Consider the following 17698-nt stretch of genomic DNA (forward strand, 5'->3'; position numbering starts at 1 on the left):
GCGGGTGTCAGCGGTTCGCCGTGCCGCGCCCCCCGTTCCCGGCCGAGATGCCCTGCGTCAAGCGGTCGAGCAGGATGCCCAGCAGCACGATGGCGAAACCGGCGGCCAAGCCCTCCCCGAAGTCCTCCCGTTGCGAGAAGCCCGCCACCACGTCGTAGCCCAGCGCCCCGGCACCGACCAGGCCGCCGACCACCACCATGGCGAGGATCATCACGATGCCTTGGTTCGCGGCGAGCAGCAGCCCACCGCGCGCCATCGGAAGCTGCACCTTGCGCAGCACCTGTCCGGGCGTCGACCCGGCCGACTGGGCGGCCTCGACCACGGTCGCCGGCACATCCCGGATGCCCCGTTCCACCAGGCGCACCACCGGTGGCACCGCGTAGATGACCGCGGCCACGATCGCGGTGAACCGACTGGCGCCGAACAGCGCCACGGCGGGCAGCAGATAGACGAACGACGGCATGGTCTGCGCGGCGTCCAGCAACGGCCGCAACGCGGTGGCCATCCGGTCGTACCGGGCGAACAGCACACCGACCGTCAGCCCCAGCACCATCGTCAGGATCATCGCGACAAGCACCGTGGTGAGCGTCTGCATGGCATGCACCCACAGACCGAGCCCGGCCACCCCGGCCGCCGCCAGCGCCGCGATCAGCGCCGAACGCCACCCGCTGATCAGCGTGCCGAACACCAGCACGGCCACCGTGAACAGCCACCACGGGGTGCTCGCCAGCACCGACTGGGCCGGGTTGAGCAGCACCGTGCTGACCACGTTCTTGATCGCCTCGGTCGCGTCGTACCAGTGGTACTCGATCCACGTGCTCGCGGTGTTCACCGGCGAGGTGATGGGGAACTCGGGCATCCGCAGCGGCAGCAGGGCCACCAGCACGGCGGCGACCGCCGCCCCGGCCCACACCAGCAACCGGCGCCGCGCGTCCGGGTGGTGGCTCGCCGACGCCCGGCGCGCCGCGTTGGTGGTGATCCGGTCCAGCACGATGGCCATCAGCACGATGGCGAGACCGGCGTTGAAGGCGGCACCGACGTTCACCCGCTCCAGCGACCGGATGATCTCCTCGCCCAGGCCGGGCGCGTCGATCAGGGCCGTCACGACCACCATGGACAGCGCCATCATGATGGTCTGGTTGACGGCGAGCGCCAGCGTCGGCCGCGCCATCGGCAGCCGCACCTTGGTGAGCAGTTGCCGCGGCGTCGAACCGAGCGCGGTGGCCGCCTCCACGGTGGTGGGGGCGACGCCGGCGATGCCGAGCTGGGTGATCCGGATGGTGACCGGGACGGCGTAGATCACCGTGGCGATCACCGCGGCGGGCTGCCCGATCAGGAACAGCAGCGTCATCGGCGCCAGGTAGGCGAACGACGGCAGGATCTGCATCACGTCCAGCAGCGGGCGCAGCGTGGCGCCGAGCCAGCCGACCCGGGCGGCCAGCACGCCCAGCGGCATGCCGATCAGCACCGACAGGATCACCGCGGACAGCGTCAGCGACAGCGTGTCGATGCTCGCCTCGGTGAGCCCGAGCACGCCGAAGGCGAGAAAGCCGGCCACCGCGAGCACCGCGGTGCGCCAGCCGGCCAGCACGAACGCGAGCGCGCCGGCCACACCCACCAGCCCGGCGAAACCTAGCGCAGCCAACGCCGCGCCGACCCCGTCGACCAGCAGCGAGACCCCGAAACGCAGGTAGTTGAGGCCGTACAGGAACAGCGGGCTGGTGTCCCGGTTGGCGTCCACCCAGTCGCGGACGTCGGTGAAGAAGCGGAAGGCGGCCGTGTTACCGGTGCTCGCCCCCTCCGGGACGCGCAACACCAGATAGGCCACCACGAAGGCGAGCACCAGGACGGGAACGACGACCCGCTTGCGGGTCAGCGACGCTCGGACGGCGGCCCTGCGTGCCGGTGCGTCGCCGGCGTCGATGTCGGCGTCAGCCACGGTAGCGGAGCTCATGAGATCATCGGGAGGATCTGCTCGGCGTCCACCACGCCGATCTGCTTGTCCCCGTCGTGCACCGGCACCGGCCGGTCCGCGCGCAGGATCTGCGGCACCGCCTCGCGGATCACTGTCGTGCAGGGCAACGGCTTCTCCTCGACCGCCTCGCCGTCACCAGCCGGCCGGGTGATCCAGCGCAGCGTCAGCACGCCGGAGCGCGGGACCTCGCGCACGAAGTCGGCCACGTAGTCGTCGGCCGGTGCGCCCACCAGTTCCTCGGGGGTGCCGACCTGCACCAGAGCCCCGTCGCGCATGACCGCGATGCGATCACCCAGGCGCAGCGCCTCGGTCAGGTCGTGGGTGATGAAGACCATGGTCTTGCCGACCTCCGCGTGCAGCCGCTTCACCTCGGTCTGCATGTCGCGCCGGATCAGCGGGTCGAGGGCGCTGAACGGCTCGTCGAACAGCAGCACCGCCGGGTCGGTGGCCAGCGCCCGGGCCAGGCCCACGCGCTGCTGCATGCCGCCGGACAACTGATCGGGGTATTGGCGCTCGTGGCCGTCCAGGCCGACCAGCTCGATCATCGCGGCGGCCTTGCGGTGCCGCTGCGCCTTGCTCTGTCCCTGGATCTCCAGCCCGTACGCCACGTTGTCCAGCACGCACCGGTGCGGCAGCAGGCCGAAGTGCTGAAAGACCATCGCGGCGCGGTGCCGGCGCAGATCGCGTAGCCGCTTGGCGGACATCTCGCGCACCGCCTCGCCGTCGATGCTGACCTCGCCGCTGGTCGGCTCGATCAGCCGGGTCAGGCAACGCACCAACGTCGACTTGCCGCTGCCGGACAGTCCCATCACGACGAAGACCTCGCCGGAGGCCACCTCGAAACTCACGTCCCGGACGGCGGCCAGGCAGCCCGTCCGGGCGCGCAACTCGGCGCGGGACAACTCGGCCAGCGGTGTGCCGACGACGCGGTCGGGGCGGGGCCCGAACACCTTCCACAGATGATCGACGGCGATCGTGGTTGTCATGATCGGTCCTTGTGTGTGAAGCGGGCGGGTCGCCCGCGATCAGGCGGTTGGTCCGTGCGCCGCAGCGCTCCGCTGCCGGATTGCGCGCAGCGTGAACCGCCCTTCCGTCAAGTCGCCGCAATAGATCAACATCACCGGCCCCGATGGTCAATGGCGGGCGCGGACTTTTACCGTTATGCAATAACCCCGAGGCTCGCGCTGATCTGCGCGGCGCCGGAGACCAGCCGTTGTCCGTACGCCGGGAACTTGTCCGTGGTGAGCCGGAACGACGGGCCGGATGCGCTGATCGCGGCCCTGGTGCCGAGCACCGGTGCGGCCACCGCGTTCAGTCCGATTTCGAGTTCCTCGCTGGTGGTGCCCCAGCCGCGGGCCCGGATTTCGTCCAGTTGCTCGGCCAGCCGGCCGGCGTCGGTCACCGTGCGCCCGGTGAACTTCGCCAGTGTCAGGTCACGGGGCCGGTCCGCGCAGAAGGCGAGCAGCACCTTGCCGCTGGACGTGGCGTGCAGTGGAGTGCGCCGGCCGACCCAGTTGAAGCTGCCGATCGCCGCCTGGCTCAATCCCTGGCAGACGTTGACCGCGTGCCTGTCGTCGAGCACCGCGACGTTGACCGTCTCGCCCAGTTCGCCGGCGAGCATCTCGCAGATCGGCTGGGCGACCTGCGGCAGGTCGATGCGGGAGGCGGCGGCGCCCGCCAGGCGCACCATGCCGAGCCCCAGCCGGTAGCGGCCACGCTCGCCGTTCTGCTCCACCAGGCCGCGCTGGACCAGGGCGCCCACCAGCCGCGACGCGGTCGACTTGTGCACGCCCAGCTCCGCCGCGAGCTCGGTGACGCCGGCCTCGCCGCGGTCGGCCAGGATCTCCAGCACCGTCACGGCGCGGTCGACCGATTGGACCTCTCCACTGTTGCTCATGGCGCAACTGTAAACATCGCGAAAACGTCGTCGTGACAACCCCCGCGGTGATGCGCCGACCCTGCTCGGGCGGCCATCGCATGATCAACTCATTGCTCTGTGGTAAATCATGCACACTCAGTGTTGACAGGTGCGAATCGACCGATGATCCTATTGCGGCGGTGCGGGAAGCGAATCCCGTTTCCCAGCGATCAGACTCGCGTGGCGGCGCGTCTCGACGGTGCATTCAAGGCAGGAGTGGAGCACTGGAGACCTCGGTGGCGCGTGGCCATGGCGCGACTCTCGTCCACGACGGCGAGACCGGCTGTTCATGCTCCACAAGGGACGCCGGAGGTCGTGCCGGACAGCGGCGCGCCCGGCGTTCCGCAGGGCGCGCGAATTCGCGCGTACGCCACGCTCCCAGCCTTGTGCACCAGTCGCACCGGACCGTTCGTGATCACGATCGGGCGTAGTAGCGCCCGATCATTCGACATCCACCCCCTGGAGGAAGCGCATCATGAAGTACCGGCCGTACGTCGCTCTGGCGGCCGTCGTCAGCCTGTCTCTGGCGGGTTGTGGCGGCGTGAAGTCAGACGCCGGAGACGACACGAGCTCGGGGGATTCCAAGGGGACGGTCAACCTCGCCGTGAACCCCTGGGTCGGATACGAAGCCGACGCCGCCGTGGTCGGCTACCTGCTCGACAAGAAGATGGGCTACACCGTCAACAAGAAGAACCTCAAGGAGGAGATCTCCTGGCAGGGCTTCGAGACCGGTGAGGTCGACGCGGTCCTGGAGAACTGGGGACACCCGGACCTGAAGAAGACCTACATCGACGAGAAGAAGGTCGCGGTGTCCGCCGGCTCCACCGGCAACAAGGGCGTCATCGGCTGGTATGTGCCGCAGTGGATGGCCGAGAAGTACCCGGACATCACCGACTGGAAGAACCTGAACAAGTACGCCGATCTGTTCAAGACCTCCGAGTCGGGGGACAAGGGCCAGTTGCTCGACGGCGACCCGTCGTATGTCACCAACGACGAGGCGCTGGTCTCCAACCTCAAGCTGAACTACAAGGTGGTCTACTCCGGCAGCGAGGCCGCGATCATCAAGGCCGCGCAGCAGGCCACCGCGCAGAAGAAGCCCCTGCTGTTCTACTTCTACGAGCCGCAGTGGCTGTTCTCCAAGGAGAAGTACGTCCGGGTGAAGCTGCCCGCCTACACCGACGGCTGCGACGCCGACCCGAAGAAGGTCGCCTGCGACTACCCCGAGTACGACCTCGACAAGATCGTGAGCAAGAAGTTCGCCGACAACGGCGGCGCCGCCTACCAGATGATCAAGAATTTCCACTGGACCAACGACGACCAGAACCTGGTCTCGGACTACATCGCCAATCAGGGCATGAGCGCCGACCAGGCCGCGGAGAAGTGGGTCAACGACCACGAGTCGACGTGGAAGGAATGGATCCCCGCCGATAGCTGATGCGCCGGCGCATCCCGCTCGCCGGACCCCCTCGCCGCGGCGCACGCCGCCCGGCGAGGGGCCGGCCGGGCGTCCGGACCATCCGCACGGACGCCCACCCCCGCACCCCGAAACCACCCCCTAGCCCGCATGTCCTCCGCACCGTCATCTCCACGGCCGCTTCCCCGATCCGCGCGTGACGTATCGCTTTGCGCGCGTGCCTCGGTCCGGACACGGTCACCGGGTCGATCGACGTTCGCCGCGGCGGACGCGTGGCAGTCATTTGGACAGAGGAGAGGATCGCGTGTCCGTACAAGGCTGTCCGGTCACCGACATGATCACTGCCGGGGTCGGCCGCGCACCCGGGGAGGCCGGCCGATGAACATTCCGCGTGCCATGACGTCCGGCTCCGGCGGCACCATCCGTCGCCGGATCGTGCGGACGCTGGCGCTGCCGGTGGCCGTGGTCGTCGTGCTGCTGGCCGTCATCGCCGTCATCGAGATCGACGACTATCGCAACGCCTCGGAGACCTCGCGCGCGGTCACGCTCGACCTCGCCGTGCAGGATCTCGTGCAGGAACTGCAGACCGAACGTGGTCTCACCGCGGGCCTGCTGGGCGGCAACGTCGGGTTCCGCGGCGAACTGGCGCCCGCCCGCAAGCGCGTCGACGATCAGCGTGCCAAGGTCGAGGACCTGATCGCCTCCGGTGGACAGGTCGAGGACCGCGTCTCCACCGCCGTGCGCAAACTCGACGGGCTGGCCGGGGTGCGCGCCGGCACCGACACCGGTGCCGCCGGGCGTGCGCCGACCTTCACCTACTACACCGACCGCATCGCGGACCTGAGCCACGTCGACTTCGGGCTGGACAGCTCGACCGACACCAGCCTGCGCCGCGGTGTCGCCACCCTGGAAGCACTCGGCGACGCGAAGGAGGCCACTGCCCAGGAACGGGCCTTCCTCAACGGCGTCTTCTCCGCCAGCGGCTTCCGCGGCGGTGAGTTCCTGCAGTTCGTCACCATGCGATCCACCAAGGACGCGGCCCTCGCCTCGTTCGGCCGTTACGCCACCGCCACCGAGCGGGATGCGCTGACATACGTGCTGGACACCGGCGCGGCCCGCGAGGCGACCTCCTTCGAGCAGGTCGCGCTGGGCGCCGGCGACGGGCGCTACCTCCAGGTGAACCCGCAGTCCTGGTGGTCGGCGCTGACCACCGTGCTGGACGACATGCTGACGCTGGAACAACATGTCGGCTCGGTCATCCAGGCTCGCGCCGCGGACCTGCAGGATCAGGCGACCGTACGCCTGGGCGTGCTGCTCGGGGCGGTGCTGCTGTGCTTCGCCGGCTCGATCTACCTGGCCGCCGTCGCGTCCCGGTCGATCGCCGCGCCGCTGGCCACCCTGGCGGACGAGGCCAACCGTCTGGCCGGCGAGCAGCTCCCCGAAGCGGTGCGCCGGGCCACCGCCGGCGACGAGGACGCTCCACAACCGACGGTGCTGGTGCCGGCCGGGGCGAGCGACGAGATCCGCCAGGTCGCCGACGCGTTCGAACTGGTGCAGGCCACCGCGTACACGCTGGCGACCGAGCAGGCCCGGCTGCGGCACAGCACCACCGAGTCGCTGGCGAACCTGGGCCGGCGCAACCAGAATCTGCTGCGCCGGCAACTGGGCTTCATCACCCGGCTGGAGCGGGAGGAGTCCGACCCCACCGGCCTGGCCAACCTGTTCGAGCTGGACCACCTGGCCACCCGCATGCGGCGGAACGCGGAAAGCCTGCTGGTGCTGGTCGGCGCGGCCAGCCCGCGGCAGTGGTCCGAGCCGCTGCCGATCGCCGACGTGATCCGGGCCGCCGTCTCGGAGGTCGAGGAGTACCGCCGGGTGACGCTGCGCCGCGTGGACGAGGCCCTGGTCTCCGGCGCGGTGGTCAGCGGCATCGCCCACATGCTGGCCGAACTGGTGGAGAACGGCCTGGCCTTCTCACCGCCGGACGCGGACGTGGAGATCCAGGGCCGGATGATCGGCGAGAACTATCTGATTGCCGTCACCGACCAGGGTATCGGCATGAGCGCCACGGACATGGCCGAGGCGAACAAGCGCCTGCGCGGCGAGGGCGACTTCATCTCGGCGCCCGCCCGGTTCCTCGGCCATTACGTGGTCGGCCGGCTCGCCGTCGAGATGGGCATCGAGGTGCAACTGACCCAGTCGCCGGTCACCGGTGTGACGGCGCGCATCGTGCTGCCGCCGACCATGCTGGCGGCTCCGCAGGCGGTCTCCGCCACGCCCGCCGCACCGCCGGACGGCGTCGGGTCGCGCGCCGCGCAGGCGCCGCGCGCCCTGGACTCGCCGGATCCGGCCGAGACGCAGGTGCTGACGTTGCCGCCGGCCTCCGCCCCGCCGGCGCAGTCGACCACATCGGACGGTCGGCTGCGGCCCACCTCGGTGGAGTACGTGACCGTGCCCGGCGCGCCCGCCCTCCGGCCGACCAGCGGCGCCGGCCAGCCGGACGGCACGCTGTCGCCGTACGAGGCGGCGAAGGCGCCCTCGGCGCTGGGCATGGATCTGTACACCTTCGCGCCGGCCACCGACGACGACGCCGAGCGCACCACCAACGGGCTGCGCAAGCGCAGCCCCCGCGCCCGCAAGAAGACGCCCGCCGCCGCGACCGCCTCGGCCACCACCGAACGCGCCACGCCGGTCAGCGACTCGCCGGACGCGGTGCGCTCCCGCCTGACCGCCTTCCGCGACGGCGCGCGGCGGGGCAGCACCCAGCCCGCCGATCCGTCGTGACCGCCCTTACCCCCGCAGTGATCGCGAAAGAAGTTCCCATGAGCGTTGAAACGTCGGCCGACCGGCACCAGTTCAACTGGCTGCTGGGCAACTTCGTGCACCAGACCGATGGTGTCCGCGACGCCGTCGCCGTCTCCTCGGACGGCCTGCTGATCGCGGCGTCGGACGGGCTGAACCGCGCCGAGGCGGATCACCTGGCGGTCATCGTCTCCAGCATGGCCAGCGTGGCGCGCAGCGCGTCGCGCCGGTACGACTTCGACGGCCTGAAGCTGATCATGATCGAGATGCGCCGGGGATTCCTGATGGTCTCGGTCATCGCGGGCGGCAGTTGCCTGGGGGTGGTCGCCGGCGGCGACAGTGATGTCGGGCTGGTCGGCTACGAGATGTCGTTGCTGACCGACCGCTTCGGCGGCCTGCTCACCCCGGCGCTGATCTCCGAGTCGCGGCAACACCTACCGCGATGAGCCAGCCGCCGTGGGGGCCGGACCCGCGCATGATTCCGTATGCGGGGACCGGTGAACCACCACGTCGCGAGCCGGAGCCGACCGCCTCGTCGGCCGCGGACTCCGGAGACGAGCTCGTGGTACGCCCGTTCATGCTCACCGGGGGGCGTACCCGTCCGTTGCACGACGGGCTGCGGATCGAGACCCTGCTGCGCGCGGCGCCGGCTGCGTTGTCGGCGCCGCTGCGGTTTGAGTCACGGCGCATCGTCGAGCTGTGCCAGTCGCCGATGTCCATCGCCGACATCTCGGTCGCCATCCGCGCGCCCCTGGGCGTGGTCCGGGTGATCGTCGCCGACCTGGTGACCGACGGCTATCTGCGCGTCGAGGACCAGCTCGGCGAGCTTCCCATCTCTTTGATCGAAAGGATCCGGGATCGTGTTCGGGCGCTCTAGTGAGCCGGCCGCACCGGGGCCGGTCGCCGTCAAGATTGTCATCAGCGGTGGCTTCGGCGTCGGCAAGACCACCTTCGTCGGCGCCATTTCGGAGATCGAGCCGCTGGTGACCGAGGCCGAGATGACCGAGCGGTCGATCGGTGTCGACGACACCACGGCCGTCACCGGCAAGACCACCACCACGGTGGCGCTCGACTTCGGCCGCATCACCCTGGAGGATGCGCTGCTGCTGTACCTGTTCGGCACCCCCGGGCAGGACCGCTTCGCCTTCCTCTGGGACGACCTGGTCGACGGCGCGCTCGGCGCCATCGTGCTGCTGGACACCCGGCGCATCGAGGACTGCTTCGCGGCTATCGACTATTTCGAGGAGCATGAGATTCCGTTCCTGGTCGGCGTGAACAACTTTGACCGGGCCCGCCGCTTCGACCTCGACGAGGTCCGCGACGCGCTGGGCATCGACGTGGACGTGCCCATCGTGGAATGCGATGCGCGGTACCGGGAGTCGGTGAAGGACGTGCTTGTCGCGCTCACCGAGGAGGTGCTCGCCAAGCGGCTGAGCCGGGAACGGGCGGGGTCGGCGTCGTGAGCCGCCCCGCAAAGGCAGGAGGAGCCGCGCATCGCGGCCACGGAGAGGAGCGCGAACCCATGCGAGCACGGACCCGGCGGCCTGCGGCACACCGGTCGCCGCGACGGCGCTGGCGCGCGGCGCTGGCCCTGCTGGGCGTGGCCGCCCTGGCCGCGTGCGGCGACAGCTCCGCGGCGATCATCCCGCCGCCCGGCGTGGACCCGGCGCCGTGCGGCAGCGTGACGATCGCGGTGAACCCCTGGGTGGGGTACGAGGCGAACGTCGCGGTGGTCAGTTACCTGCTGCGCCAGGAACTGGGCTGCAAGGTGGTCGAGAAGGACCTCACCGAGGACGCGTCCTGGGAGGGCCTGGCCAGCGGCGACGTGGACACCATCCTGGAGAACTGGGGCCACGACGACCTGAAGAAGAAGTACATCGACGACCAGAAGGTGGCCGTCGAGCTCGGCCTCACCGGCAACAAGGGCGTCATCGGGTGGTACGTCCCGCCGTGGATGGCGAAGGCCCACCCGGACATCGTGAAGTGGAAGAACCTCAACGAGTACGCCCACCTGTTCCGCACCGCGAAGTCCGGTTCGAAGGGCCAGTTCCTCGCCGGCGACCCGTCGTTCGTGACCAACGACGCGGCGCTGATCAAGAATCTGAAGCTGAATTACACCGTGGTCTACGCGGGCAGCGAGGACGCGCTCATCGACGCGTTCCGCAAGGCGGAGGAGAATCACAAGCCGGTGATCGGCTACTTCTACGAGCCGCAGTGGCTGCTGTCCGAGATCGACCTGGTGCACATTCCGCTGCCGCTCTACAAGCCCGGCTGTGACGCCGACCCGAAGACGGTGGCCTGCGACTACCAGCCGTACGACCTGGACAAGATCGGGCGGAAGGCGTTCGTCGACTCCGGGTCCCCGGCGGCCACGCTGATCAAGAACTTCACCTGGACCAACGACGATCAGAACGCGGTCGCCCGGGACATCACGGTGTCGAAGATGTCGCGCGACGAGGCGGCCAAGAAGTGGCTGGACGCGCACGCCGAGACCTGGCAGAAGTGGATGCCGGCCAAATAGGACGGCGGACACCGGGACCACCCGCCCGCCGGAGGTGAGGTTAGGCTAACCTCATTGCTGCGCGGGCGGGTCGCCGCTCGCGCCGGACCGACCGGCCGTGCCCGCGGCCGTTCGGCGACGCCGACCGACGAGGGAGGAACCTGGTGATTTCGCGTACCGGACGTCGAGCCGTGGCCGCGGTGGCCGGCGCCGCGCTGGCGCTCACCCTTGCCGCCTGCACCTCCGGGCCGGACGACGACCCCGCGCCGGCGGACGACGCCAGCCGCACGGTGACCGATGGAAAGGGCGCGTCGGTCGAGGTGCCCGCCGACCCGCGCCGCATCATCACCCTCAGCGAGCCGACCCTGGACGGCGCGCTGGCGCTCGGCGCCGACGTGGTCGGCACGACCAGCGGGCGCGGGCAGGGCGGCCCCCCGGCGTATCTGGCCGACCAGGCCACCGGCATCCCGGTCGTGGCCACCGTCGCCGGGCCGGACATCGAGCAGATCCTGGCCCGCAAGCCCGACCTCATCCTCACCGACGGCACCGTCTCCGCGGACGACGCGGTGCTGGGCAAGCTCGCCGACATCGCCCCGACCGTCTACGTGAGCAAGACCGCAGCGGACTGGCGAACCGCCTTCACCGCCCTCGGCGAGGTGCTCGGCCGCACCGCCGAGGCGGACCAGGTGCTCGCCGGCTATGACAGTCAGGTCGCCGAGGTGAAGGGGAAACTCGGTGAGCACGCCGACGACACGGTGAGCATCGTGCGGTGGGGCAGCGGCCAGCCGTCGGTGCTGCTGCGCGAGCTGACGCCCAGCACGATCGTCGCCGACCTGGGCCTGCGCCGCCCGCCCGCACAGGACCGCGAGGGCGAGGGCCACTCCCAGCCGGTCAGCCGGGAGAACCTGGACCAGTTGGACGCCGACTGGATGTTCTTCGGCACGCTCGGCGGCCCGACCAACCCGCAGGGTGGCAACGCCGGCGCCGCCGCGGGCGTCGCGGCCAGCGAGAAGGCGCTCACCTCGGACGCGGTCCGGACGCCCGGATTCACCGAGCTGACCGCCTACCGCAACGACCACGTGGTGCCGGTGGACGGTTCCGCGTGGGCCAGCGCGGGCGGGCCGCTGGCCGCCACCGTGATCCTGCAGGCGGTCGCCGACGCGATGGCCGAACCCTCCGCGTGACCCGGGCAGCGGGCCTGCTCGCCGCGCTGCTGGTGCTGCTGGCGGCGGCCGTCGCGAGCGTGGCGCTGGGCGCGCGGCCGGTGCCGCTCGACCACGTCTGGGCGGCGCTCACCGCCTACGACGCCAGCCCGGACGCGGTCGCCGTGCGGGACCTGCGCCTGCCGCGCACACTGCTGGGCATCGCGGTGGGCGCGGCCCTCGGCGTAGCCGGGTGCCTGATGCAGGCGCTCACCCGCAACCCGCTGGCCGAGCCGGGCATCCTGGGAGTCAACGCGGGCGCGGCGGCGGCCGTGGTCACCGCGACGAGCCTGCTCGGGCTGACCGCCCCCGGCGCGTACGTCTGGTTCGCCCTGGCCGGCGCGGGCGCCTCGTTCGCCCTGGTCTATCTGCTCGGCAGCGGCGGCCGGGCGGGCGCGTCACCGGCCCGGCTGGCGGTGGCGGGCACCGCGGTGGCGGCGGCGCTGACCGGCTACACGTCGGCGATCGTGCTGTTCGACTCCAGCGCCTTCGACCGGTTCCGGTTCTGGGCGGTGGGCGCCCTCGCCGACCGCGGCGCGGGCGCGCTCGCTGCGATCGGCCCGTTCCTCGCGGCCGGGCTGCTGATCGCCGCCACCCTCGGCCCGGGGCTGAACGCCGTCGCGCTCGGCGACGACCAGGGCCGCGCGCTGGGCGCCCGGCCGGCGTTGATCCGCGGGGGCGCCGCCGCGGCGGCGGTGCCGTTGAGCGCCGGCGGGACCGCCGCGGCCGGGCCGATCGGCTTCGTCGGCCTCGCCGTTCCGCACGCCGCCCGCGCGTTCACCGGCCCGGACGAGCGCTGGGTGATGGCCTACTCGGCGCTGCTGGCGCCGGCGCTGCTGCTGACCGCCGACGTCGCCGGCCGCCTGCTGGGCCGGCCCGGCGAACTGGAGACCGGCGTGGTCACCGCGCTGGTCGGCGCGCCGCTGTTCATCGTCATCGTGCGGCGGATGCGGGTGGCCCGGCTGTGAGCACCGGCGCCACCACGGACCCGGTCCGGCGGGCCCGGCCCGCCCCGGTGCTGCGCGCCGGGGCGGTCGCGGTGCGGGTGGCGCCGCGCACGGCGGCCGTCGCGCTGGCGGTGTGCGCGGTCGCCGCCATCACCATCGTGGTCAGCCTGGCCGTGGGCGCCTATCCGCTGAGCGTGCCGGAGGTGCTGCGGACGCTCGCCGGCCACGGCGACCGGGCGGCCGAGTTCGCCGTGTACGACCTGCGGCTGCCGCGGGTGCTGACCGCGCTGTTCGTCGGAGCTGCCTTCGGGGTCTCCGGCGCGGTGTTCCAAAGCGTGGCGCGTAATCCGCTGGGCAGTCCGGACATCATCGGCTTCACCACCGGCTCGGCCACCGGCGCGCTGATCGGAGTGCTGCTGCTGGGCGGCGGCAGCGCGGTCATCGCGGGTGGCGCGGTCGGCGGCGGCCTGCTCGTGGCCGCCCTGGTCTACCTGCTCGCCCGGCAGCACGGGGTGGTCCGGCCGCATCAGCTCATCCTCGTGGGCATCGGCGTCAGCGCCGTGCTCGCCTCGGTGAACGGTTACCTGATGACCCGGGCGCGGCTCGGCGACGCGATGCAGGCGGCGGTGTGGCTGACCGGCAGCCTCAACGGGCGCGGCTGGGAGCACGCCGTGCCGGTGGGCGTGATCGTCGCGGTGGGCGTGCCGGGCGCGCTCGCGCTGTCCCGGCCGCTGGGCGTGCTCGGCCTGGGCGACGACATGGCCGGCGCGCTCGGAGTGCCGGTTGAACGGGTGCGCCGGACGCTGCTGGCGGTGGCCGTCCTGCTGACCGCGGTGGCCACCGCCTCCGCGGGTCCGGTGCCGTTCGTGGCGCTGGCGGCACCGCAGCTCGCCCGCCGGATGACCGGCTCCCCGGACGCGAACCTGGCCGTCTCCGGGCTGACCGGGGCGGCCCTGCTGGCGCTGGCGGACCTGGCCGCGCAGCGGTTGTTCGCCCCGGTGGCGCTCCCGGTGGGGGTGTTCACCGGCGCGCTCGGCGGGGTCTATCTGGTCTGGTTGCTGGCCGCCCGGCGGCGCGGCGCCCGCTGGTGACCGGGCGCCGCGCCTCGCCACCCGCGTGCGCTCAGCCGGTGACCAGCAGCCGGGAAAGGTCACGGCCGATGAAGTCCAGCGCGATCGGTCCCATCATGCCGGGGTGGGTGCAGTCCAGCCGCCGCACGGTGAGTGTGCCGCCCAGGTACGGCCGCCAGCCGCCGGGATCGAGCCAGTGCTCGCTGCGCGGCGCGCCCGCCACGTACAGCACCGCGTCCCCGTCATAGCGGCGGTGCCGGTGCTCGCGCATCATCCGGGCGTTGTCCACCACCACGTCCGGGATGGCCGCGAGCACCGACTCGCCGAGCGCCGCCATCGGGCTGTGGTCATGCCGCAGCACGTCGAGGACCGCCGCGGTGCTCACGGTACCGTCCACAGCGGACTCATCCCGCCCGGCCATGTGCAGCACGGCCCGCAGCGCGTCGGTGCGGGTCGGTGTGGGCAGGTCGCGCCACTGGTCTGCGGGATACGCGTCGAGCAGCGCGAGCGCGACGACCCGTTCCCCGGCGGCGCGCAACTCGACCGCGACCGCGTGCGCCAGCACACCGCCGACCGACCAGCCCGCCAGCGCGTACGGACCGCGGGGCCGCGCCTCGCGAATCCGCCGCGCATAGTCGCGGGCGGTCTCGGCGAGTGACCGCCCGGCCGGGCGTCCGGTGAGTCCCGGCGCCTGGATGCCGTACACCGCCACGGACGGGTGCAGGTGTGGCAGTAGCCCGGCGTAGCACCAGGACAGGCCGCCGGCCGGGTGCACGCAGAACAGCGCCGGGCCGTCCGGCGCCGGGCGCAACGGCAGCAGAACGCCCAGCGCCTCGTCGCCCTCCCGCTCGGCGTCCCCGCCCTGCCGCGCGGTGTGCAGGCGGGCGGCCAGCCCGGCGGGGGTGGGCGCGGCGAAGACCGCGGCCAGCGGCAGCGACGTGCCGAGCTCCTCCCGGATCCGCCGCACCAGCGTGGCGGCCAGCAGCGAATGCCCACCGAGGTCGAAGAAGTTGTCGTCCGGCCCCGGCGGCGCGACGCCGAGCACCTGGGCGACCAGCCCGGCGATCGCCGCCTGCGCCGGGGTGCGCGGCGCCGCCCCGGAGGTCCGTGGCGCGGGCGCGGGCAACGCCCGCCGGTCCAGTTTGCCGCTCGGGGTGAGCGGCAGGTCGTCCAGCGCCACGACGGCCGCCGGCACCATGTGCTCGGGCAGCATGGTGCTCAGGTACGCGCGGCAATGCTCGGGTTCGAGCTCGCCCACCACGTACGCGCAGATCCGCCCGCCGGCCAGGGCCACCGCCGCGCGCCGCACCCGGGGGTGACCGGCGAGCACCGCCTCGATCTCGCCCAGCTCCACCCGGAAGCCACGGATCTTGACCTGCCCGTCCATCCGGCCGAGGAACTCGATCGCACCGTCCGGCCGCCACCGCGCGAGGTCGCCGGTGCGGTACATCCGATCGCCGGGGCCGCCCCACGGATCGGCGACGAAGCGTTCCGCAGTCAGTTCCGGCCGGCGCAGATAGCCGCTGGCGACCTGGATCCCGGCGATGTGCAGCTCGCCGGCGACGCCCGGCGGGACCGGCCGGCCGCCGGGATCGAGCAGGTAGATCCGGGTGTTCCAGACCGGGCGGCCGATCGGCACCGGACCGGGTGGATCGCCCGGCGCGCACTCCCAGGCGGTGACGTCGACCGCGGCCTCGGTCGGCCCGTAGAGGTTGTGCAACCGCGCGCCGACCACCCGGTGGAACTCGCGGGCCAGGTCCTCGGGCAGTTCCTCGCCGCTGCAGATGACGCGCCGCAGCACGCCGGCGGTGCGTGCGGCGCTCGGTTCGGCTAGGAACACCCGCAGCATCGACGGTACGAAGTGGACGGTTCCGATCCCTTCGCGGGCGATCAGGTCGGCGAGATAGGCGGGATCCTTGTGCCCCTGAGGCTCCGCGGTCACCAGGGTCGCGCCGGTGAGCAGCGGCCAGAAGAACTCCCAGACGCTGACGTCGAAGCCGGACGGCGTCTTCTGCAGCACGCGGTCGGCGGCGGTGAGCCGGTACCGGTCCTGCATCCACAGCAGGCGGTTCACGATGGCGCGGTGCGGCACCAACACGCCCTTGGGCCGCCCGGTGGAACCGGAGGTGTAGATCGCATAGGCGGCGTCGCCCGGTCCCGCCGCGACGGTCGCGACGTCCGGCACCTCCCGCAGATCGGGCAGCGCGTCCAGCACCTGCACCGGACGCGCGTCGCCCACCATGAACTCGCGCCGCTGCGCCGGATAGGACAGGTCCAGGGGAAGGTAGGCGGCGCCCGACTTGAGCACGCCGAGAAGGGCGACCATCAGGTCCACGCCGCGGGGCAGGGCGACCGCCACCAGCGCGCCGGGGCGGGCGCCGCGCGCGGTCAGCCAGCGGGCCAGCCGGTCGGCCCGCTCGTGCAGGTGCGCGTACGTGAGTTCGGCGCCCTCCGCGCGTACCGCGATCGCGTCCGGCGTCCGCGCGGCCTGCTGCTCCAGCAGGTCGGTGAGGGTGCGGTCGAGCACCGGATGCGCGGTGTCGTTCCACCGGTGCAGGACCAGGTCGCGTTCGGTGCCGGTGAGTACCTCCACCTCGGCGACCGGGGTGTCCGGGTGGAGGTCGGCGAAGCGGGTGAGCAGCACCCGCAGGCGCGCGAAGTGCCCGTCCAGCGCCACATCGTCGTACACCAGGGGGTTGGCGTCCACGGTCAGGTCCATCGCCCCGGTGCCGGTGTCGGTCCCGACGGTGATCTCGATGTCCTCGACCGGCCCGGTGGCCAGGTAGTGCACGCGTGCCGTCACGCCGTCGCCCAGGTCCAGCACGCGGCGGAACGGCTTCACGTTGACCTGCGGGCCGAACAATCGCCGGCCGGTGCCGACCAGGCCCAGGTCCCGTTGCAGCCACTCGTAGCGGTATCGCTGGTGGCGCAGCGCCGAGCGCAACTCCCGCTGCACGCCGGCGACCAGGGTGCGCACGGTGGTCCGCGGCGGCACGGCCAGCCGCAGCGGCAGCACGTTGACCACGCTGGACGGGATGCGGGCCGCCACGGTGCCGAGCCGGCCGGCCACCGGCATGCCGAGAGTCAGATCCGTGGCCCCGGTGATCCGGTGCAGGTACAGCGCGGTGACCGCGAACGCCACCTCGGCCCAGGTGGCGCCGAGGCGGTCGGCCGCGGCCCGGATGGCGTTCCCGGCGTCCGCCGGCAGGTCGGTCCGCCGCTGGGCGCGCCGGTGGGCCGGTGCCGCGGACCGGTCGGCCAGCCGGGCGGGCTCCGGCGCGCCGGCCAGCCGGTCCCGCCAGAACTCGCGATCCGCCGCGGCGCGCCCCGCGGACTGATAGGCCCGCTCGTCGTCCAGCAGCGCGTCCAGCGGCCGGAACGCGGCAGGGGCGGCGGCTTCGCCGCGCCCCTTCGCCAGGTAGGTCGCGATCACCCGCTCGGTGACCATCGAGAAGGCGTAGCCGTCCAGCAGCAGGTGGTGCGCCCGCACGTACCAGACGGTCCGGCCGGGGCCGGTGCGCAGCAGCGCCTGGCGGCTCAGCGCAGCGCCGGACAGCGGCGGCGCGACGCTCAGGTCGGCGTCGATCCATCGGGCCACCGCGGTCTCGTCGGCCAGGTCGATCAGTTCCACCGGCGGGGCCGGCTGCGGGACGCGCCAGACCTGGTCGCCGTCGGTGGCGAACCCGGTGTGCAACACCTCGGTCTGCGCGACGACCTCGGTGATCGCGGCGAGCAGCCGGTCGGTGTCGAGTGGACCGTCGAGGTCGACGCGATGGGCGCACAGGTAGGTGGGGTTGTGCGGATCGAGGGACTGGGCGATCCACAGTGCCTGCTGCGCTGCGGTGAGCGGACGGCGATCGGCATTCATAG

At 72.2% G+C, this 17698-nt stretch carries 13 protein-coding genes; 9 read left to right on the forward strand and 4 right to left on the reverse strand.

The window, feature by feature from the left end:
- Positions 1-7: 7 nt before the first annotated feature.
- The 3 genes from IEY73_RS04500 to IEY73_RS04510 form a co-directional block, all read right to left on the reverse strand.
- Positions 8-1954 carry an ABC transporter permease gene (locus IEY73_RS04500; RefSeq protein ID WP_189077672.1) on the reverse strand — a complete coding sequence of 649 codons (1947 nt, stop codon included), beginning with the start codon at positions 1952-1954 and terminating at the stop codon, positions 8-10.
- Positions 1951-2961, reverse strand: a complete 1011-nt coding sequence (locus IEY73_RS04505) for a quaternary amine ABC transporter ATP-binding protein (RefSeq protein WP_189077673.1) — start codon at positions 2959-2961, stop codon at positions 1951-1953. Before IEY73_RS04505 ends, IEY73_RS04500 begins: the two co-directional genes overlap by 4 nt.
- A gap of 173 nt (positions 2962-3134) precedes the next feature.
- On the reverse strand, positions 3135-3872 hold the full coding sequence (locus tag IEY73_RS04510; protein ID WP_189077674.1) for an IclR family transcriptional regulator: 738 nt from the start codon (positions 3870-3872) through the stop codon (positions 3135-3137).
- A gap of 496 nt (positions 3873-4368) precedes the next feature.
- Here IEY73_RS04510 and IEY73_RS04515 point away from each other — a divergent pair, with 496 nt between their 5' ends.
- The 9 genes from IEY73_RS04515 (at position 4369) to IEY73_RS04555 (ending at position 13849) form a co-directional block, all read left to right on the forward strand.
- The gene (locus IEY73_RS04515) at positions 4369-5328 is read left to right on the forward strand and encodes an ABC transporter substrate-binding protein (protein WP_189077675.1); all 960 of its coding nucleotides are present in this window, start codon (positions 4369-4371) and stop codon (positions 5326-5328) included.
- A gap of 375 nt (positions 5329-5703) precedes the next feature.
- Positions 5704-8091, forward strand: coding sequence for a sensor histidine kinase (locus IEY73_RS04520; protein ID WP_444543366.1), 2388 nt, complete (start codon positions 5704-5706; stop codon positions 8089-8091).
- A gap of 38 nt (positions 8092-8129) precedes the next feature.
- The gene (locus IEY73_RS04525; protein ID WP_189077677.1) at positions 8130-8555 is read left to right on the forward strand and encodes a roadblock/LC7 domain-containing protein; all 426 of its coding nucleotides are present in this window, start codon (positions 8130-8132) and stop codon (positions 8553-8555) included.
- The gene (locus tag IEY73_RS04530; protein ID WP_189077678.1) at positions 8552-8986 is read left to right on the forward strand and encodes a DUF742 domain-containing protein; all 435 of its coding nucleotides are present in this window, start codon (positions 8552-8554) and stop codon (positions 8984-8986) included. The genes IEY73_RS04525 and IEY73_RS04530 overlap by 4 nt, the downstream gene beginning before the upstream one ends.
- Positions 8970-9572: a GTP-binding protein gene (locus tag IEY73_RS04535; RefSeq protein ID WP_189077679.1), complete on the forward strand. Its 603-nt coding sequence runs from the start codon at positions 8970-8972 to the stop codon at positions 9570-9572. Before IEY73_RS04530 ends, IEY73_RS04535 begins: the two co-directional genes overlap by 17 nt.
- Before the next feature lie 59 nt (positions 9573-9631).
- Positions 9632-10630, forward strand: coding sequence for an ABC transporter substrate-binding protein (locus tag IEY73_RS04540; protein ID WP_189077680.1), 999 nt, complete (start codon positions 9632-9634; stop codon positions 10628-10630).
- 143 nt (positions 10631-10773) lie between these two features.
- A complete protein-coding gene (locus tag IEY73_RS04545; protein WP_189077681.1) occupies positions 10774-11793 on the forward strand; it encodes an iron-siderophore ABC transporter substrate-binding protein in 1020 nt (339 codons plus the stop codon).
- Complete coding sequence (locus IEY73_RS04550) at positions 11790-12779, forward strand: FecCD family ABC transporter permease (protein WP_229715487.1); 990 nt, start codon at positions 11790-11792, stop codon at positions 12777-12779. Before IEY73_RS04545 ends, IEY73_RS04550 begins: the two co-directional genes overlap by 4 nt.
- 47 nt (positions 12780-12826) lie before the next feature.
- Positions 12827-13849: a FecCD family ABC transporter permease gene (locus tag IEY73_RS04555; RefSeq protein ID WP_189077849.1), complete on the forward strand. Its 1023-nt coding sequence runs from the start codon at positions 12827-12829 to the stop codon at positions 13847-13849.
- 31 nt (positions 13850-13880) lie between these two features.
- Here the strand turns inward: IEY73_RS04555 and IEY73_RS04560 are convergent, their stop codons facing one another.
- A complete protein-coding gene (locus IEY73_RS04560; RefSeq protein ID WP_189077683.1) occupies positions 13881-17696 on the reverse strand; it encodes a non-ribosomal peptide synthetase in 3816 nt (1271 codons plus the stop codon).
- Positions 17697-17698: the final 2 nt, after the last annotated feature.

This window comes from Mangrovihabitans endophyticus, from assembly GCF_014646155.1.
GTDB classification, from domain to species: domain Bacteria; phylum Actinomycetota; class Actinomycetes; order Mycobacteriales; family Micromonosporaceae; genus Actinoplanes; species Actinoplanes endophyticus.